The organism is Amycolatopsis sp. BJA-103 (genome assembly GCF_002849735.1).
Lineage (GTDB): Bacteria > Actinomycetota > Actinomycetes > Mycobacteriales > Pseudonocardiaceae > Amycolatopsis.
On sequence record NZ_CP017780.1, the window covers coordinates 3,689,707 to 3,705,642 of the forward strand.

Consider the following 15,936-nt stretch of genomic DNA (forward strand, 5'->3'; position numbering starts at 1 on the left):
TGGCCCAGCTGGGAAACCCGCTAAGGAGACACGCGTGGGTACAACCGGAACAAGGCAAGCTTACGAATTCCCCAGTGGTGTCGCCCCGCCGCTGGGAAAGGTCCGGGCCTGGCTGCGAGATCAGCTGAACGGCGTCGGGCGAATCACCATGGCGGACACCGAACTCCTGACCACGGAACTGCTCACCAACGCGCACGAACACGCGGACGGCGTCGCCGAGCTGAGGGTGTCCGTCCCCTCCGGCCGCGACGTGGTCCGCGTCGAAGTCGACGACCGTCGCCCGCGGCTGAAGCCACGCCGCGTGACGAAACAGGATCCGGCGAGCCCCCACGGGCGAGGGCTCGCGCTGGTCGAGGCGATCAGCACCACCTGGGGTGTGGACACCGGCGCCGGGTACAAAACGGTGTGGGCGGAGATCCCGGTGCTCTGACACGATCATCGGGTGACAGGCTCGCGAAGCACCGAACGCCGCGTCCTGGTGGCACCGATGCTGCGGCCGGGTGATCGCGTTCGCCTCGTGTCCCCCGCCAGCTTTCCGAGCCGTGAGCTGCTCGCCGAGTCCGCGGCGGTCCTGGAGGGCTGGGGCCTGGTGGCCGAAGTCGGCGCGCACGCGCTCGACCAGTGGGGGTACCTGGCGGGCCGGGACCAAGACCGCCTGTCCGATCTCGACGACGCGTTCCGCGATCCCGGTGTCCGCGCGGTGATCGCCACCCGCGGCGGCGCGGGCGCGTACCGCATCGCCGACGAGATCGACTTCGCCGCGGTCCGGGCCGACCCCAAGCCGATGGTCGGTTTCAGCGACATCACCGCCTTGCACCTGGCGCTCTGGCGGCAGTGCGGACTGGCCGGAATCCATGGCTTCCTGGCAGGCTCCCGGTCCGCGAACGCGACCCGGCGGTTGCTGATGAGCAGCGAATCCACCACCTTGCACCGCGACCCGCGCGCCATGACCGTCGCCGCCGAAGTACCCGGCATCGCCGCCGGCAACCTTGTCGGCGGCAACCTCGGCACCCTCGCCCACGCCGTCGGCGTCGGATTGCCTTCCCTGGCGGGAACCATCCTGTTCCTCGAAGCCGAGCGCGCCATCGGCCTCGGACACGTCGACCGGCAGCTCACCCAGTTGATCCGATCCGGCTCACTCCAAGGCGTGCGGGGTGTCGCCCTCGGCCGGTTTCCCGGTTTCGAGGGCTATGTCGATCGCGAGTGGACTCTCGTCGACGTCTTCAAGGACCGGCTGGGCTCACTGGGGGTGCCGGTGCTCGGCGGGCTCGACGTCGGACACGGCCCGGACCCGCTTTCCCTCCCCCTGGGACCGGCCGCCGTCCTGGACACGAAGTCGGGAACGCTCACCGTCGAACCGGCGGTGCGCTGAGATCTATTGAGGGGTAAGCCAAAGGTGACTTGTGGGTCCGGTTGGTCGTGAGTGGCGTTTCGGGTTAGAACCCGAAACGCCACTCACGACCAACCCGACCAGGCACGCCCCTTTACTCTTCCCCCTCAATACCTGACGTCGACTCGCCCGACCGCGTCGGAGCCGCCGGTCAATTCGGCGGACGCCTCCCGCCAAGCGGAATCGCCGGGGTAGAGCTCACTGCGAAGGTAGGCCCACGTGAGCCTTTGCACCGCGGCCACCCGTTCCGGATTCTCGTCGGTCGTCTCGGCGACGTCGTAGCCGGAGATCCCGCCGAGCCCGTGTTCCGCGCCGAACAGGGTGAGCAAGGTCTTGCGCCCCGGCGAAAGGAAGTACGGATCGGCGTGCCATTCCGGACCGCGCACCGTCAGATGGGCGGACGCGTCCTTGTCACCGGCGACCACGAGCGCGGGCGTCGTCATCGCGGAGAAGTCCGTACTCAGGAAGAAGGAGTAGTTCTCCGCCACGAACCCGGTGACGGCGTCGCCACCGCGTCCGGGCGCGGCGAGCAGAACTCCGGCGGAGACACGGGGATCGGCCAGGTTCACCTCCGTTCCGTCGCGAGGCTCGGTGTATCGCGCGCCGAGCAGCAGGCTCGCGGTGTGGCCGCCCATCGAGTGCCCGGCCACGGCGATCTTGCCCCGGTCCAGGCGTCCGCGAAGGTGCGGCACGGCCGCCTCGATCTCGTCGAGCCGGTCGAGGATGCGGATCATGTCCTCGGCACGCGACCGGTAGTACAGCGGCGCTTCGGGGTCTCCGGAGTCCAGGTTCAGCGTCCTGGAGCTGAGATGAGTGGGCTGGAGGACCGCGAACCCGCGTGCCGCCCAGAAATTCACGAGCGGGGCATAGCCGTTCAGTGACGACAGATGGTTCGAGGGCCCCTGGCCGTGCGACAGCAGGATGATCGGCAGTCCGTCTCCTGCCACCGGCACGGAGACCTTGACCTGCAGATCCACGGCGCGATCCGGCGTGGGCAGCACCACCGGGCTGACCGACAGAACGGGTGCGGTGGTCGAAAAGCTCATGACTGGTCCTTAACCGAAGACTAAGCGGAACGATGTTCCACAAACATACGGAGCAACGTTCCGCTTTGTCAAACGCCCCTCGCCCGGCCCGCGAGAAGGTGTGCGAGCGAGGCCGCCTCCGTCCTCAGCCCGGCCCAGTCGTCCTGGACGAGACCCAGGTAGCCCGCTCGCGCGAGCTCCAGCAACTCGCGATCCACGCCGTCGAGCGTCGGCGCGACAGCGGCCGCCGCGGCGTCTTTGGTCACGACCTCACCAGTTTCCAGGGTCGCGAGGACCCGGGCGAGGGTGAGCAGGACGTTGCGTTCGTCGCCGTCGATCTCCTCGATCAGGCCGGGGACGACGACACGGACCGACTGTCGCAGCTCGTCGCCCGCAACGGGTTCGAGCACTTCGGCGAGTGCCGGACCTCGCAGGACCCGATGTGCCGCATGAGCGGTGGCAACGAGGATCACGACGTCGGGATCCTCGGCGGGCTCGGGAAGACGACCGGCCACGAAGTCTTCGCGAAGCCACTCGCCGTACTGGAAATCGCGACGAAACCGGTCGCCCGCCACCAGAACGGTCAGCTCGATCGGACGGCGATCCGCGACTTCGGGAAAGCGTGCGGCGTGACCACGCCAGCCCGAGACACCCAACAGCAGCGAGACCAGACTCGCCCGTTCCGGACCGGTGAGCGACCTGCGAGTGACCAGCAGCAGATCGACGTCGCTGTCCGGCCGGAGTCCGCCGGCCACGGCGGAACCGTAGAGATAGGACCCGATGACGTCGCCGGGATTCTCGCGGTCGAGGTGATCCAGAAGAGGCTCGATGGACATGCCCCGACGATCACACAGGTCAGGCCCCGGGACGCAGGTATTTCCGCGCCCACTCGTCGAAGCCGGTGAGCGGAAGCCCCAGTTCCTTCGCGTATTCCGGGCGCCCCGGCTGCCCGACGACGTTCAGCCACTCGTGCGAAGCGCCCATCGACGGCATTCCGGCGGCGAGCGCCTGCTCCACCGTCATGTCCGGTGCGGACAGTCGCGTACCGGAAGTCCGGGAGAGGATCTCGGCGATTTCCCGCATCGACAGGAAGTCGCTCGCCAGCTCCAGTTCGACGCCGTCGAAACGCTCCGGCTCGGCGATGGCCGCCGCGGCCGCGGTGCCGATGTCATCCACCGCAGCCAGCGAGAGGCGGGTCTCCGGCTTGATGACACTCACCAGACCACCGTCGATGCCTCGCGGGAACAGGAACGTCATGGACGGCAGGAAGTTCTCCATGAAGAAACCCGGTTTGAGCAAGGTCCACCGCGCAAAACCCGCCGTCCGGACCCGGTCCTGGATCGCGGCCTTGGCACCGAGCGTGGGCTCCATCGACGCCCAGTGCCCCTCGGCCCAGCCGGGAGCTTCGATGTGCTGACCCGCACCGGAAACAGACGTGTGCACGAACTGCAGCACTCCGGCAGCTTTCGCGGCCTCGACGAGGTTGACTCCCTGGGTCACTTCCCCGGCGAAGTCGAAGCCTTCCGCATTCATGCCGGGCATCTGCACGGAGAACACGGCGCGAGCGCCCTTGGCGGCCCGGACCAGGGAATCGATGTCGTGGAGATCGCCGACGACGAGCTCGGCGCCGAGCGCTTCGATGGACCTGGCCCTGGCCGGGTCGCGCACCAGGGCACGAACGGGGACGCCCGCCGCGAGCAGGGCACGGGCGGTCGCGCCACCCTGCCTGCCGGTGGCACCGGTGACCAGAACGGGTTCTGCGGACATGGTCGCTCCTTCGCGAACGTAAGTGGCGGGGTCCGCCACTTATCGTCCGCTACGATATGGCGGGCCCCGCCACTTACGCAACCAACGAGGTGAAGGCATGTCCGACGGACAGCGCGCCGACGCGCGGCGCAACTACGCGCGCATCCTCGCGGTCGCCGAGGAGGAGGTCGCCGCGCACGGCGCCGGGGCCTCACTGGAACAGATCGCCCGCACCGCGAACGTCGGTTCGGCGACGGTCCGCCGCCACTTCCCCACTCGCCGCGCCCTGCTGGAGGCGGTGTCCGCGCACCGGATCGAGGCACTGTGCGCCCGCGCCGCCGAACTGACCGGCAAGGGCGACAGCAGGGCCTCGCTCATGGAGTGGCTCGACGAGGTCGTCGCCTACTGCGTCTCCGCCCGGGGGCTGGCGGCCGCGCTCGCCTATGACGGCCCGGTGCACGAAAATTCCTGCTCGTCGGCGCTGGAAAACGCGGGCGAACCGCTTCTGCGCCGGGCCGCAGGAGACGGCGTGGTGGCACCGGAGGTCACCGTCGGAGACCTGATCGCCGTCATCGTCGGCATCGTCCTGGCCACCGAGCACCATCCCGATCCGGCCGCGCGGGCGGACCGGCTGTTCCGGCTGACGGTGGCGGGGTTGAGCCCGCGGAACTGAACGGGGGCCGGAGTGGTCGCCCACCCCGGCCCCGTCCGTGGTTACCTCGTGCCGCGACGGCCCGACGAGACCACCGCGGGCACCAGCCCGCCGTTGATCACGAACTGCGAACCCGGTTCGCGGACGACGTCGCCCGTCGCCGAATTCGTGATCGTCACGTTCGTCAGTGTCGCGCTGCCGCGGGCGCCGCTCATCGCGAGGATGCCGGCCCCGTTGTTCGACTTGTCGATCTTGACGACTGTGACGGCCGCCGTCACGACACCGCCGCCGGTCTTGAACTGGACACCGTCGTAGGTCGAGTCGTGGATCTCGGTGTCCCGCAGGACCACGCCGGGAATGTCCTTGCCCTGCGCGAAGAACGTGATCGCCCCGAACTCCTGCTGCTCACCCCAGAACACCCCGCCGCAGCGGTACAGGGCGTTGTTCGCGATGAGGGTCTGCCCGGAGAACGGCAGCGGATCGTGATCCGTCGCCAGCATGATGCCCGGATAGTTCATCGTGTCGAGGACGATGTTGTTCTCGATCTTGTTGCCGTAGCCGCCGTAGACCGCGATCCCGTTGGCACGCCACGGAAGCTGGATCGTGTTGTTGGCGAACACGTTGTCGTGCGCGATGTCCTGCGACGTGTCCTTCACGTACTGGTTCGCCCACACCGCCAGCGAGTCGTCACCGGTGGTGCGGAACGACGAGTTGAACACCTTCGAGTTCCGGGTGCCGTTGGTGAAGTTGATCCCGTCGGCGTAGGTGTTCCGGACGCGCATGCCGCTGAACTCCAGGCCGTCGCCCGGACCCCAGAGTGACGGCAGGTTGCTGTAGTCCCGGCCGACCCACACCCCGACGTTCGCGTGCTCGATCCAGACGTTCGAGATCTTCGCGCCGGTGCCGAACCGGCCGTTGAGACCGACTCCACCCTCGGCGTTGCCGTCCCCGCCGCGGATCCGGCCGGAACCGAAGATGGCGATGTCGGAGATCTGGGTGTTCTTGTCGATGTCGAAGCCGAAGTTGCCTTCGTGCGGGTGGTTGATGCCGCCCGCGTTCTGCGGCTCGATCAGCGAGTACAGCTGCGAATGCCACATCCCGGCGCCGCGGATCGTCACGTTGGAGATGCCGATCTGGTTGTACTGGCCGCCGCCGTTGGGCACGTTCGGGTCGTCGGTCAGGATCTTCTTCTCCTGCCTCCACTGCCCCGCCGGGATCCAGACGCAGCCGATCACGCCGTTCTGGTCGTCGGTGACCGCGCGCTGGATCGCCGCCGAGTCGTCGTTCCCGTCGTTCGGCACCGCGCCGTACTCCGTGATCGACGTGCAGTTCCCCGGCTTCTCCGACGCGGGCGCGACCTGCTCGAGGTCGATGAGGTCGACGATGTAGAACGCCGCGTTGTCCCCGCTGTCGCGCTGCAGCTTGAACTTCGTGCCCGGCGGGTACGACTGCGACAGCAGCGCGTGCGACTCGTCGAACAACCGTCGAGCGTTGGCCTGCGGGGTGTTCGTCAGGCCCTCGGGATCGTCGGTGCTGCCGTAGAGCCAGCTGTGCTTCGACGACAGGGTCAGCTTCTGCGCGAAGGTGCCGTTGACGTACAGGCTGATCGTCGCGTCCTGTCCGCCGCCGCCCGGGGCGTCGGGGATGGAGTTGCGCACGACGATCGAGTTCGCCTGGTTCGCCGACGTGAACTCCACGTACTGGCCCTGGTTCGCCAGCCGCACGGACTTGCGGCCGGAGGACTCGGTCGCGAAGTTCGTGTGCCCGAACGTCCGCAGCGGGTCGGCCTCCAGCAATTCTCCTTGGTACTGCGCGGCTTCCGCCTCGTACTCGGCGTACGGCACCGCCGCGCCGCGGCCCACCACGATCGGCCGCGACAGGCCGTTGTTGGACTCGTTGGTCTCCGTGACCGTGCCGGTCGCGTCGGCGGTCGCGGTGAGGGTCGCCCCGCCGTTGGCCGCGGTCCACGTCCCCGAGATCGCGACGTTCGCGGTGGCGCCCGCCGCGATCACGCCGGTGGCGCCGGTCAGCGTGGTACCGCCGACGACCAGCCGGGTCACCGAGGCGCCCGCGTCACTCGTGCCGCGGTTGTGCACCGCGACGGTGAACGACACGGCCGCGCCGGCCGCCGGGTTGGGCGGGTTCGACGTGATGCCGGTGACCTCCAGGTCCGGCCCCGGCGACTGCCCGATCACCAGCGGCGTCGGGGAGGTGTGGGTGTTGTTGGTTTCGTTCTGCTCGGGCACCGTCCCCGCGGGATCGACCGTGGCGGCCACGGTGTACGTGCCCTGCGGCCGTGTTCCCGCGTTCACGGTCACCGTGGTGGACGCTCCGGCGGCGAGCGCCCCGACAGTCGCGTTACCGACGACGGTGCCGCCGAGGCTGACGTTGACGCTGGTCGAGGCCGCGTTCGCGGTACCCGCGTTCTTCACCGTCGCCGAGACGGCGAGCTGGCTGGTCTCCGTCGGGTTCGACGGCGTCCAGGTCGCGCCGGTGACGACGAGATCCGGGTTCGGCGCCGGGGTGCCGATCACCTGGAACTCCGCGGCCTGACCACCGGGAGCACCGGAGTTGGCGAAGAACTGCAGGCGCACGTCCGACGCGCGGCCGCTGACCGGAATGGTCACGGTGTTCTGGTTGGCCGCCGGATCGAAGCGATGATCCGCCCGCGCCGACAGCGACGTGAACGCCGTGGCCCCCTGCTCACGGCCGAGGATCTCGAAGTTCTGCGTCCGCGCGCCCCAGATCGCGTCCGGGTTCAGCTTCACCACGACCGAGTCGACGTCCGCGTCGGTCCCGAGTTTCACCGTCAGGGAATTCGGGTGGCCGGCGGCGGATTCCCAGTAGGTGGCGGTGTTGTTGTCGTTGGCGTTGGCGGCGACGAACGAGTGTGCCACCGAAGTGGCCTCGATCGGCTTGCCCGCCGCCAGGTTCGCGCCCGCGCTCGTCCCGGAGCGCACGACGTGGTTGCTGTCGCCGGACTCGTTGCCCGCGGCGTCCTTGGCCCGCACGAAGTACTCGGCCCGCGTCCCTGCGGGCCGGGCCTCGGTGAACGTGGTGCCGGTGATCGTGGTGACCGGTGTGCCGTCGCGGTAGACGGTGTAGCCGGTGACCCCGACGTTGTCGGCCGAGGCCGACCAGGTCAGCCGGATCTGGCCGGAGGCGGGTTCGGTCAGCGCGAGGTTCGCGGGCGCGCTCGGTGCCTGGGTGTCACCGGTGTCCGGCCCGTACAGCTCGAACTCCGAAAGCTGCGCGGCGGGCCAGCGCGTGTTGGCCGTGACCTGCAACCGCACGTAGCGGGCCGACGTCGTCAGCGGGATGGTGACCGTGTTCGCGCCGGGGGTGAACGCGTAGCCGGCGGGGGCGGCGAGGTCGGTGAACGCCGTGCCGTCGGCGCTTCCGCGCACGGTCAGCGTCTGGGTGCGGGCCTCCCAGCCCGACGGCAGTTTCAGTGCGATCCGCGAGAGGGTCTTGGCCGCCCCGAGGTCGGCCTGAATCCACTGGGGGAACGCGTTGTTGGCCGATTCCCAGTAGCTGTCCTGGTTTCCGTCGACGGCGTTCGCGACGGGATAGCCGGGCAGCGCGCTGCTCGCCGACACCGTCCGGGTCAACGGCACCTCGGCGAGCGCGGCCGGTCCGGGTGGGGCGGCGGGGTCCGGGGGTGGCCCGCTCGCGGCGGAAGCGAGGGAGAGTCCGGCGACGGAAAGCCCCGTGACCAGGCAACCGGCGATGAGCCGGGACAGGCGCATACGTGTCATGGCGTCTTCTCTTCTTTGAGACAGCGGGGAGGGAGCCAGAGCGTTACGAGCATGCAACAACCCGGAGACAAAATGCAAGAAGTTGACACATTTCAGAAATTTTGCGACTGCTTGCGTAGGCGGAGACGCCAGGCGCACCTCTCGGCCATACTGTGGTCGATCACCGGGCGAGGTCGCGCCCCAGTCAGCTCATACCTGTGCACTGAATTTTCTTGGTTTCCTTTGACACAAGGGAACTCAGAACCTCGTATTCCATAAATCGGGAGTACGGGCGTACACTCAAACGCAGGCAAGCCGCGTGGAGGTCGATTCCTGATGGACGTGACAAAAACCCTGAGGTCCGCACTCACCGGGACGACAGTCGAGTCGAGGTCCGCGGTCCGGGAGCTGCGACGGGAGACCGAAGACCTGGTGGCCCGCCGGGCGGGCAGGACGGCGAACCGGCTGACGGAACTGGGCGAGCGGCTCGCCGATCTGGTCCTGGTCTCCGGGAGCAGGCTCGCGGGTCTCGCCGATCGGCACAGCGCGCCCATGGGCGACGGCGTGCGCCGGGAAGCAGGCCGGATCGGCGATTCGGTGGAGCGATTGTCCGTCACGCTGTCGGAACGGGCGATCCTCATCGCCGAAGAGCTGCTCGACCCCGCGCCGCCGAGGAAGCGCCGCTTTTAGCCTCCTGGTCGCGGCTCCCCTCGGGAGTGTCATGAAAGGGGCTTTCCTGACGAATCTCGTCAGGAAAGCCCCTTTCATGACGTCCGGGGCCGTCGGCCCGTGACCCATCGGTGCCATCGGCACTCTCGTGCCGACAGACCGGGATCGACGCCGCCCACCGCGGCCTTCTCCCGTCTTTAGTCGCTATCAACGGTCGTATCCGCCTGCCTAGCATGGGAAAACCGGCATCGGATCCGGCCGGGTGACCCCTGGCGATCCCGCCACGGCCGGCAATGGGCGCCCTGTCGATTTCCCCATTTCTTTCTGTAGTTCCCTGTAGTGGAAGGCACCCATGCGCATCCGAGTTCTCCTCACCGCACTGCTGTGCGCGGCCGGGCTCACGACGGTCACGCCCGCCGCCGGCGCGGCCCCCATCATCGACGGCGGATACGCCCAATCCGGTCCTTGGGCGGCCATGATCGAGCAGAACGGCGAGCAGTGGTGCTCCGGTTCGATCATCAGCGCCCGCTGGGTACTCACCGCCCAGCACTGCATCGACGAACCCGGTGCCGAGTACTCGGTCCGTGTGGGCGACGTCGATCACCGGGCCGGGACCTATGCCGTCGTGACCGCCATCCACACGCCCTCCAGTGGTGCCGACATCGCCCTGCTCAAGCTCGACCGCTCGGTCAGCACGACGTACTCGTCCCTCGGCACTTCCGTCGCCACCGGTGACACCGAATACGTTTATGGTTGGGGCTACAACGAAGACGGCGATCTTCAGCGCTACCTCAAGGTCGCCCAGATGAAGGTGACCAGTGTCGGGAATGGACTGATCAAGGCCCGCCGGGGCAACGGGCTGACCAACGGCGGCGACTCGGGCGGACCGGTCTTCGTCGGTGGCAAGCAGGTCGGCGTGCACATCGCGGGCAACAAGGTGGACAGCTCGACGCACACCAGCATCGCGTCGAACCGCACCTGGATCCGCGACACGTCGGGCGTCTAGCTCGGGTGAACCGGTCCGGGAGCGGTGGCGCCACCGCTCCCGGACCGCTGAGAGGCAGGTGCAGAGTGGCATCGGTGACTCCCCCGGACGGGTTCGGCGCGCAGCTGACCAGGCTGGGCCTCGGCGAGCCCGCCGCCCGGATCTACCGCCGGATGCTCGAAAGCGCGCCGGTGACCGCCGAGGAACTGTCCTGGCGGGACGGCGACGCGGAGACCGTCCATCTGGCACTGAAGGAACTGGCCGACGCCGGCCTCGCGGTGTCGTCCGGAGTGGACGGGACCGAGTTCCTCCCCGCCAACCCCGGTGAGGCACTGGCCGCGCTGACCACGCGAAGGCAGGCAGAGCTGCACGACGCGCGGCTCGCGGTCCAGACCGCGTACCGGGCCTTCCGGCGGGCGCATACGGGGATGCCGCACGCGCAGGACCTGCTCGAAGTGGTCACCGGCGACGCCATCGTTCCCCGCTTGCAGCACCTCGCGACCATGGTGCGGCAGCAGGTGCGCCGTCTCGATTCCCCGCCCTATTTCACCGGCGGCCGCCGGAATCTCCTCGAAGAAGACCAGCTGCGGCGCGGGATCTCCTACCGTTGTGTCTACAGTGGAGCGTCCTTGGGCGACCCCGGCTATCTCACCGGGAACATCCTTCCGTGCCTGCGAGCCGGTGAGCAGGCACGGCTGTTGCCCGAACTCCCGGTGAAACTCACGCTGTTCGACGACCGGGCGGCCACCATCGCGCTGACCATCCGCGAGGCCGACCGCAACCAGTCGATCGTCATCGTGCGGCCCTGTAGTCTTTTCTCCGCGTTGGAGGGGCTGTTCGAAACCTCCTGGGCCGCGGCGCTCCCCCTCGATCAGAGCGGCGAGGCGACCGAGCAGCCGATCCGGCCGATCGAACGGGAGCTGCTGATCCTGCTCGCCGCAGGGCGCAAGGACGACGAGATCGCCGCCGAACTCGGCGTCAGCAGGCGCACGCTGTTCCGCTATCTCGAAACCCTGATGGACCGCGCCGGTGTCTCCAGCCGGTTCCAACTGGGGGTCTTCGCCGCCCACAACCGCTGGCTCTGATCCCCGCGTTCAGTCCTCTAGTTGCGGTAGTTCGTGTCGCCAACCACCGCAACAAGAGGACTAGACGCGGGTCGCCCTCACCCGGATGGGGTCACCCGGGTACACCGCTCCCGCTGCGGCGAGCGCCGGGAAAGCGGAAGGTGATCTTGAAAGGAGGGCGGCATCATGGGGAACCACCGACAGCACAACGGCACGGCGTCGCTCCGGATCGCCGCCGCGGGCCTGCGGGTTTTCGCGGTCGTCGTCGCGGTCGCGGCCTGCGCCTGGCTGGCGCTCTGGCTCGCGTTCAGCCTCTGAGCCCGGCCGTTCCCGGCTGAGGTGCAGGCCCCGGTTCGGGCAGCGGCTCGGGGACCCCGGGGTCCGGGAGCGGTTCGGGCTTGCCCGGGTCCGGCACCGGCTCGGGAATACCGGGATCGGGCACTCCGGGGTCCGGCGGCATCGGGTTCGGCGGCGCCGGCGGCGCGGTCATTCGAGCACTCCTCATCGCAGTACCTCCTGATCACGCGGCTACCCGTTCCGCCGGCGGCCGAAACGATCCGCTACGCCGTATGGGTGGCGATCCAGTCCGCGATGACGTCCGCGCGGGAGGTCGTCTCGATCCCGGCGTGCGGGCAGTTCGGTCCGGTGGCTTCCATCGAGACCAAAGAACCGCTCTTGCCTCCCGGGACGAAGTACGGGGCGCCGGAGTCGTACGTGCAGGCACTGGTCGTGATCGCCGGGGCCGCGCCGCGGACGCCCACCGTCGTCGGGGCGACCGTCGCCACCTGAACGGTTCCTTGCTGCATGCGCGTCGCCGGAGCCGGGTTGGTGGCGGTCAGGCTCCCCCAGCCCGCCAGCGTCAACTGCTGGCCGACCTTCGGGAGCACGCGGTTCACCGTCAGCGGGACCACCGTGCTCACCGGGGTGTCCAGTTTGACGAGGGCGACGTCGTTCTCCTTCGCCTGCAGCACCTCGGTCGCCTTGCGGGCCACGCCTGATTCGGTCGCTTCGTCGACCAGGCCCAACGTCACCGTCGTCGGATACGGCACCTTGCCCGAGACACGTTTGCGGTTCGCGTCGTGAAAGCAGTGCCCGGTGGTGATGATCCAGCCGGGCGCGATCAGCGCGCCCGTGCAGTAGCTGCTGTAGGTCGAACCGTCCGGGCGGGGGATCTTCGTCATCGCGATCTTCGCGACGAACCCGAATTGTCCTGGTGGGACGTCCGTGCCGTGGGCGACGTCCGGCGCGGCGAGCGCGGCCGGAGCGGTGGTGATGGTCAGGACAGCAGCGGCCAGCAGGGCGCGCAGACGCAATTTCTTACCCTTCGTCGGTGAGGTTCCGAGGCTAGGACCCACTGCCCGACAAGGGGAATTCCCCGACCAGGTGTCACCCGATGGCACGCCGTCCGGTGACGGGTTCGCCGCGGCGGGCGAGCCAGTGCCGGTAGGTGTGGCTGCTGTCGGTGTCGGAGAGGTAGGCGGCCTCGGCCGCGGCGATCAAGACGTCGCTGGTCCCGCCGAAGGCTCCCGCGGTGTTCCAGGCGATCAGGTACCGCATCCACAGCGGATCCCCCGCGAGCGAGCGGATCGCGATCCCGGGGGTGGCGGGGAAGGTGACCTGGCACGGGGAAATCGCCCGGCCCGCCGCGATCAACCGCTGCAGCGGCCGGAGTTCCGTGCTCCGGTGCGCGACCTGCGGCCGGAATCCCACCAGTGCACAGGCTTCCTCGAAGCATTCCGGCCAGCCCGCGCCGTCGGACGGCCCGAGCACCCAGCGTTCCCCGGCGAGGTCCGCGAGATCGATCTCGGCGCCGCGGGCGGCCGGATGGTCCGCGGCGATCGCCACGAACACCGGTTGCGCGGCGAGCGGCCGCAGCGCCACCCCCGGTGCCGCGGGCAGGGTGTGACCGGGGTAGTCGGCGACGACCGCGGCATCGAGCTGCCCGCCGGCCACGAGATCCAGCAGCCTCAAGGGCGAGAACTCGGTGGTCACCGAAACCGCTTGCGCCCGGCCGGGATCACCGAGCCGGTCCGCCAGCTCGACGACCATCGAACCGCCGATCCCACCCAGCGCGACAGGACGTTCCTCCCCGTCCACTAGCCAGCGCGCCGCGTCCTGGTGCATCGTGTCCGCCGCGGCGAGGACGGCCCGCGCGCGCCCGAGGACGCATTCGCCGAACGCCGTGGGGAAGACGCCGTCCCGGCTGCGGACGAACAACGTTCCGCCGAACGCGCGCTCGATCCGTTGCAGGGCGGCGGTCAGCGCGGGCTGACTGCTCCCGATGCCGATCGCCGCGCGCGTGATGCTGCCGGCGTCCGCGACGGCGCACACCACCCGCAGATGACGTAACTCGACATCCATCACGCGGACCTTATGGCCACTTGGGATGTGCCGGAAGCCGTCGAAAGTCGGGATCGTTTTTCGTACTCCCCTCCCTCCCCGCAAGGAGTACGCATGCGACGCGCATGTCTCATGTTCGCGCTGACCGCCACCCTCGTCACCGGCCTCGTTCCCGCGACGGCGTCGGCGGCTCCCCGATTCACGACTTCGATGGAGGCCTTCGAACCCGGCGGAACCATCACCCGGGTCGACGTCAGCCGGCCGGCTTCGGACAGAACCGCCGCGCCGCAGCGCATCGCGAACGCCGCGGCGGTGACGCCGATCGAAACCAACGGCCCCAGCGAGACCACCTTCGACCTGGTCTTCGTCGGTGACGGCTACACCTCGACGCAGCTGGGCACGTACTCGCAGCACGTCCGCTCCAGCATCTCGGCACTGTTCGCCATCGAGCCGTACAAGAGCTACCGCAAACAGTTCAACCTCTGGCAGGTCGATGTCGTCTCCGCCCAGTCCGGGGTCACCAACGACCCGACCCAAGGAGTGCGGAAGAACACCGCGCTGGGCTCCTACTTCTGGTGCGGCGGCATCGAACGGCTGTTGTGCGTCAACGAAACCAAGGCGAACCAGTACGCCGCGGCCGCGCCGGACGTCGATCAGGTCATCATGCTGGCGAACACCACCAAATACGGTGGCGCGGGCGGCGGCGTCGCGACTTCCTCGGGCGGCAACCTCCAGGCCAGCCAGATCGTCGCCCACGAACTCGGGCACTCCATCGGCGGGCTGGCCGACGAATACGACTACGGCACCTGCGAAACCCGCGAACCCCGGGAGCCCAACGCGTCCGCGCTGACCGCGACGCAGATGCGGGACCGCCGCGCCAAGTGGCACACCTGGCTCGGCAAGCCCTCCCCCGACGGCGGCACGGTCGGCGCTTTCGAAGGCTCCCGGTACTGCAAGACCGGGATGTACCGCCCCAGCGTGAACTCGCTCATGCGCACGCTCGGGCAGCCCTTCAACCCGCCGAGCACCGAAGCGATGATCGCCGGCTTCCACCGTGAAGCCGCCGAGCTGACGCACCACCACTAGGGCGAGCCGGCGGCGAGCCCCGCCGCCATGTCCCGCATGAAGCGGCGGAGATACCGCTCGAAGAACCACGCGCTCCCCGGCGTGCGCGATACGTTCCGTGCCAACGGATCCGTGTCCGCCGCCGGGGGCTTCGAGGTCAGCCGAGCAACTGCTTCACCCGGGGAACGACCTGCTCGCCGTAAAGGCGGATCGAGTCCATCCGGTGCTCGTGCGGAAGCGCGCCCGCCCCGTACTTGAGCTGGAATCGCGACAGCCCGAGGGTCCGCACGGCCCAGGCGATCTTCTGCGCGACGGTCTCCACGGATCCGACGAACAACGCGCCGTGTGGTCCGGCCATCGCGTCGTAGTCGGCACGGGACATCGGGCCCCAGCCGCGTTCGGCGCCGATCTTGGCGTAGGCGGCCTGGTGATGCGGGAAGTGCTGCGCCACCGCGAGTTCGTCGGTCTCGGCGACGTGGCCCGGGCTGTGCATGGAGATCGGCAGTTCCTGGTGGCCCGCCTCCTTCAAGGCACGCCGGTACAGGTCGGCCAGCGGTGCGAACCGCTCGGGCGATCCGCCGATCACCGCCATCACCAGCGGCAGGCCGTACGCGGCCGCGCGGACCACCGACTGCGGCGTGCCACCGACTCCGACCCAGGCGGGCAGACTGCCCGATTCAGTGACCGGGAAGGCCTGCGCGCCCTCCAGCGCGGGACGGACCGTCCCGGCCCAGTCGACCGGCTTCTCGCCTTGCAGATGGGTGAACAGGTCGAGCTTCTCGGCGAACAGCGCTTCGTAGTCTTCCAGCGAATAACCGAACAGGGGGAACGACTCGGTGAAGGAGCCCCGGCCGAGCGTGACCTCGGCGCGTCCCCGGGAAACGGCGTCCAGCGTGGCGAACCGCTCGTACACCCGCACCGGGTCGTCCGAGCTGAGCACCGTGACCGCGGTGCCGAGCCGGATCCGTTCGGTCCGGCCCGCGATCGCGGCCAGCACGACGTCCGGCGAGGACACCGCCATCTCCGCGCGGTGGTGTTCGCCGACGCCGAAGTAGTCCACCCCCACCTGGTCGGCGAGCACGCCCTCGGCCACGACCTGGCGGATGGCCTCGGCCTGGCTCACCGGCTGGCCGTCCGGGCCGTTCTCGACGTCTCCGAAGGTGTCCAGGCCGAAGGACGGCGCCTGCCGGGTGCCCAGGATCTCGTAACCCATTGTCCAACTCCTCAAAGTAGTTGAACGCTCAAACGTCGGTCTCGCCGATC

The 15,936-nt window shown here is 69.0% G+C and carries 16 protein-coding genes; 8 read left to right on the forward strand and 8 right to left on the reverse strand.

Features of this window, described 5'->3' with window-relative positions:
- Nucleotides 1-34: 34 nt before the first annotated feature.
- Nucleotides 35-430 carry an ATP-binding protein gene (locus BKN51_RS16035; protein WP_101608430.1) on the forward strand — a complete coding sequence of 132 codons (396 nt, stop codon included), beginning with the start codon at nt 35-37 and terminating at the stop codon, nt 428-430.
- Between the two features lie 12 nt (nt 431-442).
- A complete protein-coding gene (locus BKN51_RS16040; RefSeq protein ID WP_233223138.1) occupies nt 443-1,372 on the forward strand; it encodes a S66 peptidase family protein in 930 nt (309 codons plus the stop codon).
- Between the two features lie 125 nt (nt 1,373-1,497).
- Here the strand turns inward: BKN51_RS16040 and BKN51_RS16045 are convergent, their stop codons facing one another.
- The 3 genes from BKN51_RS16045 to BKN51_RS16055 all read right to left on the reverse strand — a co-directional run bounded on the left by BKN51_RS16045 (nt 1,498) and on the right by BKN51_RS16055 (nt 4,182).
- On the reverse strand, nt 1,498-2,436 hold the full coding sequence (locus BKN51_RS16045; RefSeq protein ID WP_101608431.1) for an alpha/beta hydrolase family protein: 939 nt from the start codon (nt 2,434-2,436) through the stop codon (nt 1,498-1,500).
- Between the two features lie 68 nt (nt 2,437-2,504).
- Nucleotides 2,505-3,251 (reverse strand): aminoglycoside adenylyltransferase domain-containing protein, encoded by a 747-nt coding sequence (locus BKN51_RS16050; protein ID WP_101608432.1) that lies wholly within the window; start codon nt 3,249-3,251, stop codon nt 2,505-2,507.
- A 19-nt stretch (nt 3,252-3,270) separates the two neighbouring features.
- Complete coding sequence (locus BKN51_RS16055; protein WP_101608433.1) at nt 3,271-4,182, reverse strand: NmrA/HSCARG family protein; 912 nt, start codon at nt 4,180-4,182, stop codon at nt 3,271-3,273.
- Nucleotides 4,183-4,279: 97 nt separating this feature from the next.
- Between BKN51_RS16055 and BKN51_RS16060 the strand changes: the two genes are divergently transcribed.
- A complete protein-coding gene (locus tag BKN51_RS16060) occupies nt 4,280-4,834 on the forward strand; it encodes a TetR/AcrR family transcriptional regulator (protein ID WP_101608434.1) in 555 nt (184 codons plus the stop codon).
- Nucleotides 4,835-4,875: 41 nt separating this feature from the next.
- On the opposite strand, the gene BKN51_RS16065 is transcribed toward BKN51_RS16060, so the two are convergent.
- Nucleotides 4,876-8,571 carry a CARDB domain-containing protein gene (locus tag BKN51_RS16065; protein WP_168214335.1) on the reverse strand — a complete coding sequence of 1,232 codons (3,696 nt, stop codon included), beginning with the start codon at nt 8,569-8,571 and terminating at the stop codon, nt 4,876-4,878.
- A gap of 315 nt (nt 8,572-8,886) precedes the next feature.
- On the opposite strand from BKN51_RS16065, the gene BKN51_RS16070 reads away from it, so the two are divergent.
- From BKN51_RS16070 to BKN51_RS44670, 4 genes are all read left to right on the forward strand, one after another.
- Entirely contained in the window at nt 8,887-9,240 is a 354-nt protein-coding gene (locus BKN51_RS16070; RefSeq protein ID WP_101608436.1) for a hypothetical protein, read from the forward strand.
- Nucleotides 9,241-9,571: 331 nt separating this feature from the next.
- Entirely contained in the window at nt 9,572-10,225 is a 654-nt protein-coding gene (locus BKN51_RS16075; protein ID WP_101608437.1) for a S1 family peptidase, read from the forward strand.
- A gap of 74 nt (nt 10,226-10,299) precedes the next feature.
- Entirely contained in the window at nt 10,300-11,289 is a 990-nt protein-coding gene (locus BKN51_RS16080) for a helix-turn-helix transcriptional regulator (RefSeq protein WP_233223137.1), read from the forward strand.
- Nucleotides 11,290-11,454: 165 nt separating this feature from the next.
- Nucleotides 11,455-11,586 carry a hypothetical protein gene (locus BKN51_RS44670; protein WP_255414881.1) on the forward strand — a complete coding sequence of 44 codons (132 nt, stop codon included), beginning with the start codon at nt 11,455-11,457 and terminating at the stop codon, nt 11,584-11,586.
- On the opposite strand, the gene BKN51_RS43745 is transcribed toward BKN51_RS44670, so the two are convergent.
- The 3 genes from BKN51_RS43745 to BKN51_RS16090 form a co-directional block, all read right to left on the reverse strand.
- Nucleotides 11,576-11,758: a hypothetical protein gene (locus BKN51_RS43745; protein WP_233223436.1), complete on the reverse strand. Its 183-nt coding sequence runs from the start codon at nt 11,756-11,758 to the stop codon at nt 11,576-11,578. The genes BKN51_RS44670 and BKN51_RS43745 overlap by 11 nt on opposite strands.
- Before the next feature lie 70 nt (nt 11,759-11,828).
- Nucleotides 11,829-12,581 carry a S1 family peptidase gene (locus BKN51_RS16085; protein ID WP_101608439.1) on the reverse strand — a complete coding sequence of 251 codons (753 nt, stop codon included), beginning with the start codon at nt 12,579-12,581 and terminating at the stop codon, nt 11,829-11,831.
- A gap of 73 nt (nt 12,582-12,654) precedes the next feature.
- Nucleotides 12,655-13,629 carry a LysR family transcriptional regulator gene (locus BKN51_RS16090; protein ID WP_101608440.1) on the reverse strand — a complete coding sequence of 325 codons (975 nt, stop codon included), beginning with the start codon at nt 13,627-13,629 and terminating at the stop codon, nt 12,655-12,657.
- 93 nt (nt 13,630-13,722) lie between these two features.
- On the opposite strand from BKN51_RS16090, the gene BKN51_RS16095 reads away from it, so the two are divergent.
- A complete protein-coding gene (locus BKN51_RS16095) occupies nt 13,723-14,694 on the forward strand; it encodes a M64 family metallopeptidase (RefSeq protein WP_101608441.1) in 972 nt (323 codons plus the stop codon).
- 136 nt (nt 14,695-14,830) lie between these two features.
- On the opposite strand, the gene BKN51_RS16105 is transcribed toward BKN51_RS16095, so the two are convergent.
- Entirely contained in the window at nt 14,831-15,886 is a 1,056-nt protein-coding gene (locus BKN51_RS16105) for an LLM class flavin-dependent oxidoreductase (protein ID WP_101608442.1), read from the reverse strand.
- Between the last annotated feature and the right edge of the window lie 50 nt (nt 15,887-15,936).